The sequence below is a fragment of the Stackebrandtia albiflava genome (assembly GCF_007994225.1).
Taxonomy (GTDB): Bacteria; Actinomycetota; Actinomycetes; order Mycobacteriales; family Micromonosporaceae; genus Stackebrandtia; species Stackebrandtia albiflava.
The window spans coordinates 1,547,832-1,565,437 of record NZ_VLLL01000005.1 but is presented as its reverse complement, the minus strand read 5'-3'; the positions used below and the strand labels follow the sequence as shown (position 1 = coordinate 1,565,437).

Below are 17,606 nucleotides of genomic sequence, written 5' to 3'. Positions count from 1 at the left end.
CTGGGAGCGACGACAACTACGTTTGGCGGCATCAGTACCGCAGAATCACCTGACCGGAATCCGCGACGCTAAGACCAGAAGGGACGAAGTCTATGCCGATCATGGGTGTGCTCTTCGACATCGATGACACCCTGGTCGATCACTCGGCCTCGGAAGCGGTCGGTCTACTCGCCCATCTGGAGTCGGAAGGATTGCTTGACCAGTTCCCGGACCACGCCACCGCGCTCAGCGTGTGGCGGGACATCATGGACCGGCACTACGCCCGCTTCCTCGAAGGAGAAGTGACCTACACCGGGCAGCAGCTTGCACGTACCCGCGAATTTCTCGCCCACACTATCAACAGCACCCACGCTGACCTGTCGGACGCCGAAGCCACTGCGTGGTTCGCCGGATACAAGGCCCATCGCCATGCCGTCCGGTCGGCCTTCCCCGACGCCGAACCGGTCTTGAGGAAACTCGTGCCTGACTATCGCCTTGGCGTCGTTTCCAACTCCTCGGTCAAACGTCAGCGTCACAAGCTCGACCTCTTCGGGCTCCTGCCCTACTTCGGGGACACGCTCGTGTGTTCTAACGAGCACGGAGTCGCCAAGCCCGCAGCGAGCATCTTCCTGGCCGGCTGCGCCCTGCTCGGCCTCCATCCGAATGAGGTGGCCTATGTCGGCGACAAGTACGACATCGACGCGGTAGGCGCACACGAGGCGGGACTACACGCCTACTGGCTCGACCGGGCGAACACCGGAGTCAGCACCGCAATCGACCCCGGCATCCACGTCATCGGCTCCCTCGACGAACTCCCGGCCGCCCTCACCTCACCCCCGCGCTGACAACGCCCGCACATCAGGTCATCGGAAGCCCCGTGTCGTGACCTGAACACCGACGATTTCCCGGCGGCTGCCGTGTGACGTTCTCAGGATCAGGCCGCTCGGCGCCTCTCGGCGAGTCCTCGGGCCTGCCCTTCGTGAATGTCGGCCACCCATTCCCAGCCCGCTTCGGGCGAGGTGACCCGCGAGTCGTCGGCGGTCCTGCCGTCGCGCAGGGCGTGCAGGTACGCGCGGTCGTGTTCGAGTCGTGCGCGTGCCTCGCCGGGGCCGCCGACCGTGCCGTGGCCCGGGACGACGGACTCGGCGTCGTCGGCGACCGCCTCGAGCAGCCGCAGTCCGGTGAGGTACTCCTCGACCGGGTCGTTGGTGTCGGTCCAGGTGTCGAGCATGGGCACGAAGACATCGGAGAGCATGTCCCCGGCGACGAGGACACCGTGTTCTTCGATGAACAGGGCGGCGTGGCCGGGGGCGTGCGCCGGGTGCTCGATGATCCGCACTCGCGGGCCGTCCCACGGGATGTCCGTCGTCCCGGCGGGCAGGCCGGTGATGAGGCCGTACAGATCCAACGGAACCTCGCCCTCGATCTCCGGTGGCAGTCCTTCGGCGGCACGGGCCCGCCAGTCCGGCGTCGACCGCTCGTCTCGCATGAAGGCCGCGCAACGCTCGGTGCCGTACCGGGGCACCTCGCCGAGTTCGGTGTGCCAGAGGACGTGATCCCAATCCGGGTGCGTCGCGAAACCGGCCACCGCCGGCAGCTTCAGCTCGCGAAGGTCGGATGCCAGGCAGGCCATCTCGGAGCCGGTGATGCCCGGATCCACCACCAGCACACCGTCTCGACCCCGCACGACGACGGTGTTGTTCCTCAGCAGTTCACTCCGGTGCGTCCACACGCCTTCCGCGATCTGCGTCAGCACGGCGGCTCCTTCCAGTTGTCGTTTACTCGGGCGGCAGCCTAACCGCGGGCACCGACGTTCCCGCCCTCGCGGAACACGTCCCGCGCCGACGCCCCGGGTGTCGGGTAGGGACCGCGACGAAGTTACTTGCGGGAACTAGCCTTCTCGTAAGTTATGGGGATTGACAGGAATGGCGGCTTTTATTATTTTTTATTTAGACTTACCAGAAATACGGAAATCATATTATGATGCTCCCGTGAAGACAGCCACGACATGTAAGCGCTGCGGCGCACCGATCGCGCAGCAGCCCGGTAGGGGCAGGCCCCGGCAGTACTGCGAACAGGGCGACTGCCAGTCGATCGCCAAGCGGCAACGCGAGTTGCGGCGCGCGACTCCCGGCCTCGAAGGCGCGTTGGCGCGTGCGGAAGACCTGTACGAGCGGATGGAGTCCGGACTGGCCGCCGCGATCGCGCCGTTGGCGGAGAGTCTGGCCGCCGAACTGGATCCGGCGCGGGTGGAGGCCCGGCTCGCGCAGGCCGCCCACGACGCCGACACCCGGGTCGCCGCCGCGCGGGCCGAACGCGACGACGCCCGGCAACGCGCCGAGGCCCTCGAACGCGAACTCGCCGAGACGACTCGGCGGCTCGACGACGCCACCGCGCAGGCCCGGGACGCCCTGGAGCAGTCCGCACAGGATTCGGCGCGTGCCCGCGACGCCGAGTCGGCCAAGACACGCGCCGAGGAGGCGGCGGCCGCCGCGGTGACCGAGGCCGAACAGGCCCGCGCCGACGCGACCGTCTCGGCGTCACAGGCCGCGCACGCGCAGGAAGAGGCCCGCACCGCCCGGACGGCGGCCGAGGAGGCGGCCGCTGCCCGGGCCGCCGCCCAGGCCGAGACCGCCGCGGCGGGCCGGGACCTGGCGGTGATGACCGTGGAGCGTGACGTGGCGCAGCGGACCGCGGCGGCCGCCGAGCGGGAACGGTTGCGCGCGGTGTCGGCGGCGGCGGTGGCGGAGGCCGAACGCGCGCAGGCGGTGCGGCGGTGTGAGCAGGCCGAGGCGGCGGCCGAGGCCGCGCGGGAGGACGCGCGCGTGCGCGTGGCGGAGGTCTCGGCGCGGGCGCAGGAGGCGACGGATCGCGCGACGGCGGCCGAACGGCGTGCCGAGGCCGCCGAAGAACGACTCGCGGACGTGCGTCGGCAACTCGACCGGTCCCGACGTGACGCCGACGGTCTGCGGGAACGTGCCGTGGCGGCCGAGATCGCCGCGCGGGCGGCCACTGAGGCGGCCGAGGCGGCGGCCCGGTCACAGGACTCGGTGGAGGCCGACGGCGAGGAGTGATCTGCGTGGCGGCCGGAAAGGACGGCGACACCGGCCGCCACGACGTCGCCACGACTTCGCGGCGCGCGCGGTGGAGGTCGTTACTGGCCGACCCGGCCGTCGAGGCACTCTCGCAACAGGTCGGCGTGCCCACAGTGGCGGGCGTACTCCTCGATCCGGTGCACCCACAACAGTTCACGTATGGACGTGCCGTCGCGTGGCAGCCGCCGGCTCAGGTCGCGGTACTCGTCCAGGGCCGCATCGGTGGAGGCCTGTTCACGCGCCAGGTCGGCGAACGCCGAATCCACCGGCGCCTGTTCACCGACGGCCTCGTCGAAGTCGGCGTCACGGGCGCCGTACAGCTTCCGGGCGGGTTCCTGCGGCAGTATCCAGGTGCGCCAGTCCCGTTCGACCTCGGCGAGGTGACGTACCAGCCCCAGCAGGGACATGTGCGACGGCGGCACCGAACGGTGCGCCAACTGTCGAGGGCTCAGCCCTTCGCACTTCATCTCCAGCGTCAACCGGTAGTTGCGCAGGTAGTCGCGGTAGGTCTCCAGTTCGCCCTCAGGACCGGGGCCGTCGTTGTCACGTGGATCGTCGGCGGGGTCCAGCCACATGTCCGGATAGACGGTGGCGCGGGTCCATCGTGTGGGCTTCTCGTCGGTCATCGCGCCGATTGTGGTCGGCGCGACGCGGGTCCGCAACCGGGTTGCCGGATCACGGTGACGTGTGTGCCGCAGACTGGGGTCATGAGCGACGAACGGGACGATGCGGAGTCCGACCGGCTGCTGGAGATCGCCGAGGCGGTGTTCGACATGGCGCGGTCCGGTGACACGCCTCGCCTGGAGGCGTACCTGGAGGCGGGCACACCGGTGGACCTGACCAACGCCAAGGGCGACACGCTGCTGATGTTGGCCGCGTACCACGGGCACGCCGAGACGGTGTCGATGCTGCTGCGACGGGGCGCCGACCCGCAGCGCGCCAACGACCGTGGCCAGACGCCGCTGGCGGGCGCGGTGTTCAAGGCCGAGGACGCGGTGGTGGAGGCACTGCTGGCCGGCGGCGCCGATCCCTCCGCGGGCACGCCCTCGGCGGAGGCGACGGCGCGCATGTTCGGGCAGGACCGGTACCTGGAGTGGTTCGCCGCCGACCGGTGACGGTCACCGGTCGGCGGGACGGACACCCGCCCCGGAGTCAGGCCGCCGTGGCCGTGCTCGGGCGCGGCGCGGTCGGCAGCACCACGACACCGAGTACCGCGCTGAGCGGGAACGGGGCGTTGACGCCCTGCGCGGTGGAGGCCAAGCCACCGATCGGGGCTCCGGCGGAGGTGGCTCCCCGCACGACGGTCCGCCACACGGCCACGACCCTGCCCGGGACGTCACCGGGCACCGAATCGGTGCCGCAGCGATACCGCCGCCACGTTCATGATGCCGAAGGCGGCGCCGGTGACCGTGAGAGCGACGACCGCGGCCCACACACACCGTGGGAGAGACCGCCGGCAGCACCGGGGTGATCGCGGTGGCCGCCGGTGCGGCTGCCAGTATCCGATGGTGGCGGTCACGGCCGATGAGACGCTCGGCCGCGACCGCGCCGATGAGCCCGCCGGTGGCCCCCACCGCCGGCATGACACCGAACCCGACCGTGCCCAGGTGCAGTTGCCACTCGGATGCCGTCGCCGATGTCGGCCGGGGCCGCCGCGCACCAGAAGCGGGTGAATCGAGGTCCCCACCGGTCGGCGGGAGGGTCGGAAGGCGTCCTCGACACACCGTATGGGACGTGATGTCGCGGTTCAAAAGGGTCACCGGGCGGCGTTGATCTGTCAGGATGTCCACGACGTCGACAAAGGGGGGAACCGTGGGTTGGCAGTTGAATCCGTACCTGAACTTCGATGGGAACGCCCGGCAGGCGATGGAGTTCTATCGCGATGTCCTGGGCGGCGACCTGACCGTGAGCACGTTCGGGGAGTTCGGCGGTGAGGGTGACACCAGTGACAAGGTCATGCACGCCCAGCTCAGCGGTGGCGGGTTGACACTGATGGCGTCCGACACCGCGCCGGGCATGGAGTACCGTCCCGGTACCAACGTCGCGTTGAGTCTCAGCGGGGACGACGACGCGACCCTGCGGCGGTACTGGGAGGGGCTGTCGCAGGACGGCACCATCACGGTGCCGCTGGAGGAGCAGATGTGGGGTGACGTGTTCGGTGCGGTCACCGACCGGTTCGGCATCAACTGGATGGTGAACATCGGCCGTCCCGAGTGACCGGTGCCGCCGACCGGATCCGGTCGGCGGCACCGCCCGGTCGACGCTCGCCGGCCGGTGGCGGCCGCCTCGATGGCGCCTCGGCGGGACACCGACCCGCCGGCACGACGAGGACCGTGACAGACCACAACCGGCGGCCCGGCCACGCGGAGGGCACGCATGTTCGCGGGGCGCGGGTGCCCGAAGTGGTGCGCCGGTGTTGTCAGCCCCAGGATTTTCCGGCCGGTTCGGCGATGGTGCGGTTGATCCGGTTGAAGAAGTTGGTCAACGCGATCTCCAGATTGATCGCGCTGATCTGTTCCTCGCTGAAGTGCGTGGTCGCCTCCTCCCAGATCTCGTCGGTGACGCCTTCGGCGCCGTCCTGCAGCCGGGTGGCGGCCTCGGCCAGTCGCAGCGCCGCCCGTTCGGCGTCGGTGTAGAACGGCGCGTCACGCCAGGCCACCACGTGGTGCAGTCGCTCTTCGGTGTCACCGGCCTTCCTCCCGGCGTCGACCGCGGCGTGGACGCAGGCGGCGCAGCCGTTGATCTGGCTGACACGCAGGTGCACCAGCGCCAGAAGCGTCGCGTCGACGCCGCCGGCGGCGATGGCCCGGTGTAGATGCCGCACCGCGGTCCACACGTCGGGGTTGTTGGCTTCCTTGTTCTTCAATCGGTTCTGCATGTGAGGGTGGTCTCCCTGTACGTCGTGGGGGTTACGTTCCGGGGCGGGTGCCCGTCACCCTCATGACGGGGAAGCCGAGCGAAAGGTAACGACATGCCGGGCACCACACCGACCGATCCGATCGTCGGGGCGTTCGAGGCGCACCGTGCGCGGTTGACCGCCGTGGCCCGACGCGTCCTGGGGTCACGCGCCGACGCCGAGGACGTCGTGCAGGAGGCGTGGCTGCGCCTGTCGCGGCAGGACGCCGGCGAGATCGACAACCTCGGCGGCTGGCTGACCACCGTGGTCGGCCGCATCAGTCTGGACGTGCTGCGGTCACGGAGGACCCGTCCGGTCGTCACGCTCGACGACGCGCCGGTCGAGTCCGCGTCGACCGTGGTCGACGCCCTCGCACCCGAGGAGTCGGTGACACTCGACGAGTCGGTGAACCTGGCCCTGATGACGGTTCTCGACTCGCTGCGACCGGAGGAGCGGCTGGTGTTCGTCCTGCACGACGTGTTCACCGTCCCCTACCGGCAGATCGGCCCGATCCTGGGCAAGTCCACCGACGCCACCAAGATGCTCGCCAGTCGTGCGCGCGGCAAGGTGCGTGAGGCGCGGCGGCCGGTGAGTACCCGGCGGCGAGACCGCGCGGTGGTGGGCGCGTTCCTGGACGCCGCCCGGGAGGGCCGGTTCACACGACTGGTGGAGTTGCTGAACCCGCAGGTGGAGTTCACCGTCCACACCGTTCAGGGCCGGTTCGTCACGCGTGGCGCCGAACAGGTGGCCTCGCGGGCGCGCCTGGCCGGCGGCGCGGCACGGGCTCACGCGGTGACCGTCGACGGGCGGCCGGGCGTTCTCGCCTGGGGCGCCGACGGTGCCCCGTCGTCCCTGTTGACGTTCACCGTCTCCGGGGACCACATCACCGCGATCACCGCGATCACCGATCCGGTGGCCTTGGCGGACATGGGCCTCCCCGGCCCGGTGTGACGGCTCGGAACAGAGCCGTCGCGGGATCGGGCGGCACGGCCCGGTCAACGCAATGCGGCGGCCAGTGCGTCGAGGCAGCCACGCCAACCGGTGGCGGCGCCCTCGACGGTGTCGGGGTCGGACGGCACGTGCGTCAGCACCAGTACACAACCGTCGGCGTCGGGTCGCAGCGTGATGCGCAGATGGTCGTCGTTCTCCCGGCCGGGGCTTTCGGGATCGTGTTCGTCGAAGGCGAACAGGGTCGGTGGCGTGTAGTCGGTGATCGTGGCGTCGTAGCGGGTCCCCTCGCCGTCGTCGAAGACGACGCCCCCGCCCACGTGCGGTTGCAGCGACACCACTGCCAACGGGTACCAGGCGCTCAAGTGCCGCGGGTCGGTGACGGCGTCCCACACCGTCGCCACCGGATGCGGTAGTCGCCGCTCCAGCCGCACCGCGGGCCTGCCGTCGGCGGTGGTGGTCGTGTCGCTCATCGCTCCTCCTCGTTCGGCGGGATGGTGTTCGCCGTGAGGGCGCGGCGGCTCGACCCTAACGCACCCTCGGGTCCCGGCACTCGCGGAAACGCGCCTCCGGATGCGCCGGGTGCCGCCTGTGGTGGTGGTGTCATCCGTGCGCCGGCCGGATGGACTGGTCGAAGTGGAACACGCCGTCGGGGTCGTAGGCGGCTTTGAGGTGACGTAGTCGCGGCAGGTTGGGCCCGTAGTAGGCGGTCTCCCAGTCGGACAGGTCGGGGTCGGGATAGTTGGGGTAGACGTGGCCGTTCCCGAAGGGCGCGGTGATGTCCTTGGAGCGGGTCACCCACTCGTGCGACTCCTTCTTCAACGTGTCGGAGCCGTACGCCTGCACCGAGTGTTCCAGCAGGAACCGGGCGGTGCGGTGCGGGAACGCCGTCGCATCCGGCGCGGGGTCGCCGATCGCGCCGCCCCAGGCGACGAACTCCAGTTCCCGTTGCTGGCCGGCGACCCGGTCCCGCAGGAGCCATTCGGCCAGTTCGGCGAGCGCGTCGCGCGACACCGAGTCCTCGAAGAACTCCGACTTGACGAAGCGGATGCCCGGTTCGGCGTCCAGCGGGCGGTTCCCCGGGGGAAGGTGTTCGACCATCTCCCCGGCGTAGGTGTGGTGGACGGGCAGTTCGGCGGCGTCGACCCGGAGGCACTGGAGGCGTTGCGGTGGGATCCCGATCGTGTCGGCGAGCGCGTCGAGGTGTTCCCGTGCGCCGGCCTCGTCGGTGTCGACGATGAAACCGAACGACGCCAGGGTCGGCGGGTCGTCCAGGTCGGGCCAGCACCGCAGCACCAGTTCCATGTTGACGTGGCGTGGTGTCGAAGGCGACCAGCGTTGCCAGCCGTCGATGACGGTCGCGGCGTCGTCGGGGTCCCACCAGGCCGCGACGCTGTAGGCGTGCGGGGTGGGACGGGTCCGAAACGTCAGGGACGTGACGGCCCCGAAGTTGCCGGCGCCCGCGCCGCGCAGCGCCCACAACAGATCGGCGTCGCCGTCCGGCGCGGCGCGGACCCGCCGGCCGTCGGCCAGGACGACGTCGGCGCCGACGAGATGGTCGCAGGCCAGGCCGAAGTACCGGCCGAGCGGCCCGAAACCACCACCCATCGACGCTCCCGCGACCCCCACCATCGGGCACCATCCCACCGGTACGACACGGCCTCGCGGTGCGAGGTGTTCGGCGAGCGGCCCGACGCGCACGCCCGCGCCGACGGTCACCGTGTCGGGTCCGGTCTCGACGGAGGTGAGGTCACCGACGTCGATGACCAGACCCTCGGACATGGAGTACTCGGCGAAGCTGTGCGCGCCGGCGCGCATCGCGAACGGCACGCCCGCCTCGACGGCGGCCTCGACCGCGGTCGCGACGTCCCGGGCGTCGGCGCAGTGCGCCACCGCCACCGGAAGCCGTTCGGTGAAACGCCCGATGAACCATTTGCGGACCCGCCCGTAACCGTCGTCGTGGGGGCGGTACAGGTGCCCGCGCAGTCGTGAGGCGAGCGCATCGGTGTCGAGCATCGTCGGGGCTCCTTGGAGTGTGGTCAGTGGACGTCGGCGTCGTCGCGGTAGCCGGCGGCCTGGAGGCGGAACAACTCGGCGTAGCGGCCGTCGCGGGCCATCAACTCGTCGTGGGTGCCGGTCTCGGTGATGCGGCCCGACGCCAGCACATGGATCCGGTCGGCGGTGCGCACGTTGGCGAAGCGGTGCGAGATGAGCAGGACGGTCCGTCCCCCGCAGAGGGTGCGGATGTCGTCGAAGAGTTCCCGTTCGGCGCGCGGGTCCAGCGCGGAGGTGGGTTCGTCGAGGATCAGCAGTTCGGCGTCGCGGAAGAACGCCCGCGCCAGTGCCAGGCGTTGCCACTGGCCGCCGGACAGTTCCAGGCCGCCGAGGAACTGGCTGCCCAGTTGCGTGTCGTAGCCCTCGGGCAGCGCCTCGATGATCTCGTGCGCGCGGGCGCGGCGCGCGGCGTCGCGGACGGCGTCGGTGTCGTCGCGGCGGCGGGCGCGTCCCATCGCGATGTTGTCCGACACCGACAGCCGGTACTGGACGAAGTCCTGTAGCACGGCACCGACCTGGCTCCTGTGTCGTAGCGCCGTCTCCGGTGTGAGGGGTTCGCCGTCCCAGGTGACGGTGCCGCCGGTGGCGGTGTAGAGCCCGGCGACGACCTTGGCCAGCGTCGTCTTCCCCGACCCGTTCTCGCCCACCAGTGCGACCACCTGACCGGCCCGGATCGACATGTCGATGCCGGTCAGTGTGTCGCTCGTACCGCCGGGATAGCGGAACCGCACGTCGTCCAGGACGATCTCGCGAAACGGCGGATCGGTGTGGCCGTCGTCGTCGGTGACGGTGGGCTGCCGGTCGACGAACGTCACCAGGTCGTCGACGAACAGGACGCTCTCGTGCAGTTGCAGCACCGACTCCGACGCGGTGACCAGGTGTTGGCTCACCAGCACGATCGCCACGAAGGCCGCCCCGGCTTCGGCGACGGTCAGTGTGCCGTCACCGACCAGGCGTGCCGCCACGACCATGACCACCGCGACGGCGACGGCGTTGACGAGGTTGCCCAGCGACAGGACGCCGATGCGGCGGCGGGTCATGGCGCGGACGGCGCCGATCCGTTCGTCGTACATGTCGTCGATGTGGCGGCGCAGGAACGGCGTGGCCTGGCTGGCGCGCAACTCGGCGGCGGCCTCCCGCCCGGTGATGAGGAAACCCAGGTACGACCTCGCCCGGTCCAGGTGCGTCATCCGGTAGTTGAAGGCGTACAACGCCCGGTTGGATCGTGCTGTGGACAGCCACAGTGGCACGACCGACAGTGTCAGCAGGCCACCCAGCAGCGGACTGATCGACACCAGTGCCGCGAGGACCCCCACGGCCGCCACCCCGGCGCTGATGGCGCCCAGCAGTCCGGACGCCAGCTGCATCGGGCGCATCTCGGCGGTCATCGTGGCCCGTTCGAGCCGGTTGTAGAAGTCGGGGTCGTCGAAGGATTCGAGCCTGGTCGCGGCGGCGACGTCGAGGACCCTGGTCTGCGCGTGACGCGCCACCAGTTCACCGACGACGCGTTCGCGTTCCATCTGGAACGACGCGGTGAACTTCAACACGGCGGTGATCGCGACCAGGACCAGCAGGTGCCCGACGGCGGCGGTCTGGGCGCCGTCGGACAGCACCTGCGTCAACGCGGAGTTCGTGACGGCCACCTGCGCCGCCGCGCCGACACCCACGACGAGGGCACCGGCGGCGACCAGCAGGAAGTCACCGCGTGCGCTGGTCCACACCATCCGCAGGGCGTGGCCGGTGAGCCACAGTTGACGGCGCGCGCTCAGCCGGCCGATGGGCCGCTGTACCTCGTCGAGCAGACCTGACATCGGGCGCCCTCACGGTCTCTTCGGGGCGCCGGGCACCGCCAGTGTCAGCACCGACGGGACGGTGTGGGGGTCCGCGACCCGCAGGAACCCGTGGCCGATCCCGGCCAGTCCCACCATGAGGCTGGGCGCCGTCTGCCCGAACGGGAGTCCGCATACGTACCCCTGCGTGTCGGTGGTGCGCAGCATCGCGGCGGCGTGGCGGGCGGCCTCCTCGCGCAGGTCGGCGCGGTCGAGGACGATGCCGGCCGTCAGCATCGCGTCGATCGTGCCGGCGTCGCCGTGACACAGCGAGTGGGACAGGCCCAGGCCGCGTCGCCGCATGTCGGTCAACGCGTGGGCGACGTCGCCGGTGACGGCCTCGTCGCCGACCAGGTCACGCAGTCCGAGCCGGGCCAGCAGGATGCCGGTGGCGCCGTGGCACCACGCGCAGATCGTGGCGGTGCCGTCGGGATCACGTACGTCCTTCCACACCTTCGCGGCCGGGTCGAACAGGCCGGTCTCGTAGGCGAGCGCGTCGTACGCGGCCCGGCGGTACCGGTCGTCGTCCAGGAGTGCGGCGGCCTCACCCAACGCCCACGCGATCCCGCCGACACCGTGCCCGAAGCCCGACAGTGGACGGTCGGCCAGGTCGTTGTCGGCGATGAGTCCCGGTGTCCATCCGATCCCGGTCGCCTGCGGGGCGGCGGTGCGCAACAGGTGGTCGGCGGCGGCGCGTATGGCGTCGGTGGCGGCACCCCCGGGGCGGCGGGCGTGGACGCCGCGCAGGGCGGCGATCGTTCCGGCGGCGCCGCTGATGACGTCGAACTCACCGTCGCGGCCGGTCTCGGCCAGGGTGGTGCGGGTCGCGTCGTCGGCGGCGTGGGACAGCGACTCGTCCTCCAGCAGGTCCGACAACCGCGCGAAGGCGTAGGCGACGCCGGGCAGTCCCGCCATGCCGTGCGCGCCGATTCCGCCGCCGCGTGCGATCTGTCGGCGGATGGTGACGGTGGCCTCGGCGGCCAGTGTCCGGTACCGGTCGTCGCCGGTGGCGCGCCACAGTTCACCGAGGAACAGCGCCACCCCCGACGCGCCGTTGAACAGGTCCGGCGTCAACGGCCCGAGCGCCCAGTTGCGTCCCATCTGGGAGGACAGACCGAGCCACTGGGCGCTGCCGCCGTCGCGGTAGGCGTCGGCGGCCAGCCGGTCACCGACCCGCGCGGCGGCCTCCACCAGTGCGTCCGCCGACGCGGGCCCGTCGACGGTGGGCAGGTCGTACCGGGGGTAGTCGAACCGGGCGGCGGTGTTCATCGTGGCGGCGGCGAGGGATCCCCGGATGACGGCAACCTGGTCGCGCAGGTGGTCGTCGTCCCAGGCGCGCAGTGCCTCCATCGCGGCGGGCAGCCCCGGTGTGACCGCCAGGCCCGCCACGGGCGCGTCGTCGGAGTCGTACAGGACGTCGCCGTCGGGGTCGGTGGTGAAGTACGGGATGTCGCCCCGCCACAGGTCGCGGCGTTCGGCGGGGATGGCGGCGGCCAGGCCGGGTGTGCGCGCGACCCGCCGCCACAGGAAGTCGAGGTGCCGTTCCCGGTCGAGGCCGTCACGCAGGACGTCGGGGTGGAAACCGGTGCGCAGCAGTGTCCCGTAGACGATCGTGGACTGCAGCAGGACCCGGACGCGGGTACCGGCGAACGCCGCGAGCGGGCCGTCGTCGGCCGACAGTTCGGCGCGGCGGTCCCGCAACAGCCGGTGGGTCTCCTCGTAACCGGCGGCCAGGTCGTCGGCGTAGTCGAGGAGGTGGAGTTCGGCGTCCTCGTCGACCGGCCGGTGGTCGGGGGTGTCGAGGTCGATGCGGTCCATCGCCACGCGCATCGTGTCGGTACCCAGCCCGGTCAGTACGGGCACGGGTATCGATCCGCGTTGCCCGGGCCGGTGGCCGATACCGGACAGGTCGACCGAGTCGCCGTCGCGGTTGACCCACACCGGTGTCGGCAGGAGTCCGGTCTGCAGCAGCGACTCGGCGGCGGCGGTGTGCGCGAGCCGTTCGGCGGGCGTCAGTTGCGTGTTGTCGTCGGGCAGTCGCGGCTGCAGCAGCGTCTCCACGTCGACGAGGACGGGGACCTCTCCGGCGGCGATCAGGTTCTCGGCGTGCATGTCGTTGGCGCGCAGCAGTCCCAGTATCGCCAGGAGGCTGCCCTGCCTGCGGTAGAAGCGGTGGACGGCGTCGGCGTCGGCGCAGGATTCGCGTGCGACGTACTCGGCCCAGCCGTGGTCGCCGCGGTCCAGGCACCGCACGGCGCGAAGCGGCAGAGTCAGGCCCGCGTCGTTGCACCAGGCGATCAGGCGCGCGAACCGGACGTCGACGGCCAGCGACCGCGGTTTGTAGACGATCCTGGTGTCGCCCCAGTGGACGATCGCGACGGACTGGCCGCCGCGGTGCCCGTCGCCGGCGCCGGCCTCGATCGCCGTGACGGTGCCCAGCGGCGTGCCGTCGTGGAACGTCCGGGCGAGGTCGTCGGCGTCGGCGACGATCCGTCGCGCCAACCGGATCGTGTTGTCGCGCCACGCGGTGACGGCGATCGTGAGTTGTCGCGCCAGCACCGGGTGTTCGGCGAACAGGTCTCGACGGCCGCCCGGTTCCCGCGTCATCGTCATGAACTGGTCGAACCGGCCTGCCGCGTCGTCGGCGGTCAGGTCCCCCCGGGCGCGCGACAGGGCCAGCCGCAACGCCATGGTGCGGCCCATCATGGCATGCACGACCCACAGCAGTTCGTCCGCCAGGCGGGTCACCACCGGCTCCACGTCGAACGGTGCGACCTCGTGGTCCTTCCCGAGGTCGGTGAGTGCGCGACGGACGTCGTCGACGGCCGGGTAGACCAGGCGCCCCGCCACGGGCGCGAAGAACGGGTTCTGCTCACCGGTGACGACCGGGACGTCGGCGTCGTCGTCGATCCAGGCGCCCCACTCCGGTGGGTCCAGGCGCGCGCCGAGACTTCGGGGACTCTCTGCCAGCAGCCGGCGCAGCAGCGTCTCGTCGATGCCCTCGGCGGCCAGGCGTGCCGCCCAGTGACGCGGGTCGGTGAACGGTTCGCGTCCGCGCCAGCGGTCGAGTCGGGCCGACGCGGCGGGTGCGTCGCCCTCGATCGCGTCGGTGCCGTGAAGTCGTTCGGCGAGTGGGGCCGCGGCGGCCAGCCGGGTGGCCAGATCGGAGTCCACGGTCGTCCTTTCGGTCCGGTGAGACGGGACGCGGGAGGCGGGCACCGCGCGGGTGCCCGCCTCGTGGGCCGGTCAGCAGCAGCAGCGCCGCGGCGGGGTCAGGCCCGACCACTTGGTGCAGGCGGTCGACACCGCGGTGGCCTCCTGGACGGCGAGCTCGTTCATCTCGGCGTCCAGGTCGCCCGCCGGGTTGGCGAGCAGGTCGAGTTCGGCGTCGCTGAGGGTGGCGCGGAACTCCACGTCGGTCCATGCGCGGGTGAGGGTGTCGGTGGACATGGGGACTCCTAGCATCGACGGCCCGGCGATTCGGCCCGCCGGGCGAGTGCGTCGAGTCTGCCGAGGCGTGCCCAACCGTGGGCTCGTCGCGCACTAACCGCCGGCTAACCGCGCGGGTGCGGCGCCGGACCCGGTGGGAGGTAACGGTCCTGGTCATCCGCGCCGGTGGGGATGGGGCGTCGTGGTGGCGGCGTAGTGGTACCGTTCCGGGATCTGGGCTGACCATTCGTTAACCGCGGCAGGCGACACGTGGAGAGCAGAATCCGTTTCGCGATCCTCGGGTCGCTCCGGGCCGAGATCGACGGTCGTCCCGTCGAGGTCGCGCGTCCCCGGTGGCGTTCGATCCTCGCGTACCTGTTGGTGAACGCCGACCGTGCCGTCTCCACCGAGAAGGTCGTGACGGCGGTGTGGGGTGACCGCCCGGTCCCCACCGCCGCGACCCAGGTGCACACCGCGGTGTCGGCGCTGCGGCGGATGTTCCGCCGCCACGGCGCGGACGACGTAATCCACAACGGACCGTCCGGTTACGTGGTGCCGGTACCGTCGGGTGGCCTGGACCTGTCGGACTTCTCGGCGGCGCTCGCCTCGGCGCGGCGCGCCGCCGTCGAGCCCGTCGCGGGTCTGCGCCGCGCCCTGGAGCTGTGGCGCGGGCCCGCCCTCGACGGCGTCGACGGCGCGTTCGTCGACGCGGTGCGCATCCGCCTGGAGGAGGAACGACTGTCGGCCTTCGAGAGGCTCGTCGACCTGGAGACCGCCGGTGGCCGCCACCGCGAGGTCATCGCCGAGATCGTCTCCCACCTGGACGGTCATCCGCTTCGTGAGTCACTCGTGGAGCGCCTCATGCTCGCGCTTTACCACAGTGGACGAAAGTCGGACGCGTTGCGTGAGTACGCGCGGCTTCGCGAACGCCTGTCGGCGGATCTGGGAGTGGAGCCCGGGCCGGCGCTGCGCAAGCTGCACCTGGAGATCCTGCGTGACGGCCCGGCGCCCCACCCGGTCACCCGTGACACGCCGCGCACCCGCACGGCGGGGCGCCTACCGCCCCCGGCCCCGGCGTTCACCGGCCGCGCCGCCGAGTCCGGTCGTATCCGCCGCGAGTTGTCCCACGGGCCCGCGCCCCGCCTGGTCGCCCTCCACGGACCGGGTGGAGTCGGAAAGTCCGCGCTGGCGGTCGCGGTCGCCCACGACGTGGCGTCACTGTTCCCCGGCGGGCAGATCCACGTCGACCTTCACGGATCCACGCCGGGTCTGCGTCCGCTGTCGCCGTCGGAGGTCGTCCGCCGGTGCCTGATCCTGCTGGGCGTCCCCGAGCGGGACGTCCCGACCGGCGACACCGACGCCGCGGACCTCCTCAAGAGACTCGGCCGTACGACGCGCGCCCTGGTCGTCCTCGACAACGCCGTATCCGCCGCCCAGGTCACGCCGATCCTCGACGACGCCACGCGGGTCGCCGTCATCGTCACCAGCCGGGCGGCACTGCCCCTGCCGGCCTCGCTGTCGCTGCGACTGGACCACCTGGCGCCGTCGGAGTCGATCGCGTTGCTGGACCGGATCTCGAACCGCTCCGGGACCGACTGGTCCGAACTGGGCCTCATCGCCGCCCACTGCGACCACCTGCCGCTCGCGTTGTGCGTGGCGGCCGGTCGTCTCGCCAGGGAACCGGACCTTTCGGCGCGACGCCTGGCGGCCAGTCTCGCCGACCACCGCAGCCGCCTCGACTCCCTGGAGGTCGACGGGGTCGGCGTCCGATCCAGCATCAGGGTCGGATACGACCTGATCGCCTCCGGCAGCTCCGGTACCGATCGGCTCGCCACCGAGGCGTTCCACGCCATCGGTGTCCTACCGCTGCCGACGTTCGACGCCGGTCTCATCGCCGCCGCGCTGGGCGTCGACGGTGTCGCCGCGTGCGACGCCGCCCTGACCCGGCTCGTCCGCGCCCAGCTCGTCGTCCCCGACGGCGACGGATACCACCGGGTACACGACATGGTGCGCGCGGTCGCCGCCGAATGCGCCGCCCAGGCGATCGCACCCGGTGACCGGCACCGGCTCCGCAGCAGAGCCGTCGGCTACTACGCCGCCTGCGCGATCCACGTCGACGAGCTCCTACGGCCCGAGCGCGGGCGGCTGCCACGGCGCGTCGACCCGGCGACCCTGGCCGACCCGATGCTGGTCGACCAGGCCGTGCGCGGCAACGACGAGGTGGGTCCCTGGCTGGACGCCTCCATGCCGAACATCCTGGCCGCGGCCCGCCTGGCCGTCGCCCTGGGCGGTGACGAGGCACTCCACGCCGTCACGTTCGTCAACTCGCTGGCGTGGGCGTTGCGCAAACGCGGCGACTTCCACCGGGCGCACGCCCTGGCGCAGGCGGCCGTCGAGGGCGCCGACGGGCGGCGCGACGAGACGCCCCTGCGTCGTGCGCTGCTGCATCTGGGCCGCACCGAGATCTACCTCGGCCGCTACGAGTCCGCGTCGGCGCACATCGACCGCGCGTTGGTGTCCGCCCGCGCCGACGGCGACACCTACGCCCAGGTCGCCGCGCTCAACGACCTCAGCCTCGCCATGGTCCGCCGCGACGACCTTCCGGCGGCCCGTGCCCTGCTCCAGGAGTGCGTGGACGTCGTCGCGCCCACCGAGGCCCGGGTCCGCATCGGATTGACCGCCGCCCACAACCTGGCCGTCGTCGAGGGACTGCTCGGCGAGTGGGACCGGGCCGCCGACCGGCTCACCGCCTCCCTCGCCCGCCGCCGCGCCGACGGCGACCGCGCCGGGGAGGGCTCCGACCTGACCCTGCTGGGTGTCGTGCGTTGCGGCGCCGGCCTCACCGACGCCGCCGTCGACGACCTGACCGCCGGACTCGGAATCTGCGACGACCTCGGCAACCGCGTCGACGCGTGGTTCGCGCTGGCCGGCCTGGCCGTCGCCCACCTGAGTGGGGGCCGCCACCTGGAGGCCGTCGCGGCCGGCCACCGTTGTCTCGTCGCGGCCCGCGCGGTCGCCCGCCCCACCGCCGAACGCGTCGCCCACCGCATCCTGTCCCGCGCGTACGAGGCGGCGTCCGAACCGGCCGACGCGAGGCTCCACGCCCGGCACCTGGCCGCGATCACCCCGGGACTGCCCTCCCCGGAGGACGACCTGATGACCCGGATCGTGGACGCGCTGCCGGGACCACACCCGGCGGCCGGTTGAGGAGGAGACCGACCGGACGGCACCTCCGGCGAACCGCCCGGCACGGTCGGTGCACAATGAGTGCATGACCTGGCGACATTGATCTCACTGACTCGGCCCCCACTGTGCGGCACGAGGACCACCGGCCTCACCGGCCACCACCGGTCCCGTCCATCCGCACAGAAGAGG

Annotated in this window: 15 protein-coding genes; 6 read left to right on the top strand and 9 right to left on the bottom strand. The window is 71.7% G+C overall.

What is annotated here, in order from left to right; genetic code table 11:
* Positions 1-92: 92 nt before the first annotated feature.
* Positions 93-824: an HAD family hydrolase gene (locus tag LX16_RS08060; protein WP_147135392.1), complete on the top strand. Its 732-nt coding sequence runs from the start codon at positions 93-95 to the stop codon at positions 822-824.
* Between the two features lie 89 nt (positions 825-913).
* Here the strand turns inward: LX16_RS08060 and LX16_RS08055 are convergent, their stop codons facing one another.
* The gene (locus LX16_RS08055; RefSeq protein WP_147135388.1) at positions 914-1,735 is read right to left on the bottom strand and encodes an MBL fold metallo-hydrolase; all 822 of its coding nucleotides are present in this window, start codon (positions 1,733-1,735) and stop codon (positions 914-916) included.
* A 235-nt stretch (positions 1,736-1,970) separates the two neighbouring features.
* On the opposite strand from LX16_RS08055, the gene LX16_RS08050 reads away from it, so the two are divergent.
* Positions 1,971-3,053, top strand: a complete 1,083-nt coding sequence (locus LX16_RS08050) for a coiled-coil domain-containing protein (protein ID WP_211354341.1) — start codon at positions 1,971-1,973, stop codon at positions 3,051-3,053.
* Between the two features lie 80 nt (positions 3,054-3,133).
* Here the strand turns inward: LX16_RS08050 and LX16_RS08045 are convergent, their stop codons facing one another.
* Positions 3,134-3,700 (bottom strand): DinB family protein, encoded by a 567-nt coding sequence (locus tag LX16_RS08045; protein WP_147135385.1) that lies wholly within the window; start codon positions 3,698-3,700, stop codon positions 3,134-3,136.
* Positions 3,701-3,781: 81 nt separating this feature from the next.
* Between LX16_RS08045 and LX16_RS08040 the strand changes: the two genes are divergently transcribed.
* Positions 3,782-4,189: an ankyrin repeat domain-containing protein gene (locus LX16_RS08040; RefSeq protein WP_147135382.1), complete on the top strand. Its 408-nt coding sequence runs from the start codon at positions 3,782-3,784 to the stop codon at positions 4,187-4,189.
* A gap of 37 nt (positions 4,190-4,226) precedes the next feature.
* On the opposite strand, the gene LX16_RS26530 is transcribed toward LX16_RS08040, so the two are convergent.
* Positions 4,227-4,388: a hypothetical protein gene (locus LX16_RS26530; RefSeq protein ID WP_158645523.1), complete on the bottom strand. Its 162-nt coding sequence runs from the start codon at positions 4,386-4,388 to the stop codon at positions 4,227-4,229.
* 468 nt (positions 4,389-4,856) lie between these two features.
* On the opposite strand from LX16_RS26530, the gene LX16_RS08035 reads away from it, so the two are divergent.
* Positions 4,857-5,291 (top strand): VOC family protein, encoded by a 435-nt coding sequence (locus tag LX16_RS08035; RefSeq protein ID WP_425304410.1) that lies wholly within the window; start codon positions 4,857-4,859, stop codon positions 5,289-5,291.
* Between the two features lie 202 nt (positions 5,292-5,493).
* On the opposite strand, the gene LX16_RS08030 is transcribed toward LX16_RS08035, so the two are convergent.
* Positions 5,494-5,952, bottom strand: coding sequence for a carboxymuconolactone decarboxylase family protein (locus LX16_RS08030; protein WP_147135375.1), 459 nt, complete (start codon positions 5,950-5,952; stop codon positions 5,494-5,496).
* Positions 5,953-6,045: 93 nt separating this feature from the next.
* On the opposite strand from LX16_RS08030, the gene LX16_RS08025 reads away from it, so the two are divergent.
* Positions 6,046-6,921 carry a sigma-70 family RNA polymerase sigma factor gene (locus tag LX16_RS08025; protein ID WP_147135370.1) on the top strand — a complete coding sequence of 292 codons (876 nt, stop codon included), beginning with the start codon at positions 6,046-6,048 and terminating at the stop codon, positions 6,919-6,921.
* 44 nt (positions 6,922-6,965) lie between these two features.
* Here the strand turns inward: LX16_RS08025 and LX16_RS08020 are convergent, their stop codons facing one another.
* From LX16_RS08020 to LX16_RS08000, 5 genes are all read right to left on the bottom strand, one after another.
* Positions 6,966-7,391 (bottom strand): SRPBCC domain-containing protein, encoded by a 426-nt coding sequence (locus LX16_RS08020; protein WP_147135367.1) that lies wholly within the window; start codon positions 7,389-7,391, stop codon positions 6,966-6,968.
* A 130-nt stretch (positions 7,392-7,521) separates the two neighbouring features.
* Positions 7,522-8,934 carry an FAD-binding oxidoreductase gene (locus LX16_RS08015; RefSeq protein WP_147135364.1) on the bottom strand — a complete coding sequence of 471 codons (1,413 nt, stop codon included), beginning with the start codon at positions 8,932-8,934 and terminating at the stop codon, positions 7,522-7,524.
* Positions 8,935-8,957: 23 nt separating this feature from the next.
* Complete coding sequence (locus LX16_RS08010) at positions 8,958-10,784, bottom strand: ABC transporter ATP-binding protein (protein WP_147135361.1); 1,827 nt, start codon at positions 10,782-10,784, stop codon at positions 8,958-8,960.
* Positions 10,785-10,793: 9 nt separating this feature from the next.
* Entirely contained in the window at positions 10,794-13,976 is a 3,183-nt protein-coding gene (locus LX16_RS08005; protein ID WP_158645522.1) for a type 2 lanthipeptide synthetase LanM family protein, read from the bottom strand.
* A gap of 72 nt (positions 13,977-14,048) precedes the next feature.
* The gene (locus LX16_RS08000) at positions 14,049-14,252 is read right to left on the bottom strand and encodes a mersacidin/lichenicidin family type 2 lantibiotic (protein ID WP_158645521.1); all 204 of its coding nucleotides are present in this window, start codon (positions 14,250-14,252) and stop codon (positions 14,049-14,051) included.
* Between the two features lie 249 nt (positions 14,253-14,501).
* Between LX16_RS08000 and LX16_RS07995 the strand changes: the two genes are divergently transcribed.
* Positions 14,502-17,438: an AfsR/SARP family transcriptional regulator gene (locus tag LX16_RS07995; protein WP_147135351.1), complete on the top strand. Its 2,937-nt coding sequence runs from the start codon at positions 14,502-14,504 to the stop codon at positions 17,436-17,438.
* Positions 17,439-17,606 lie beyond the last annotated feature (168 nt).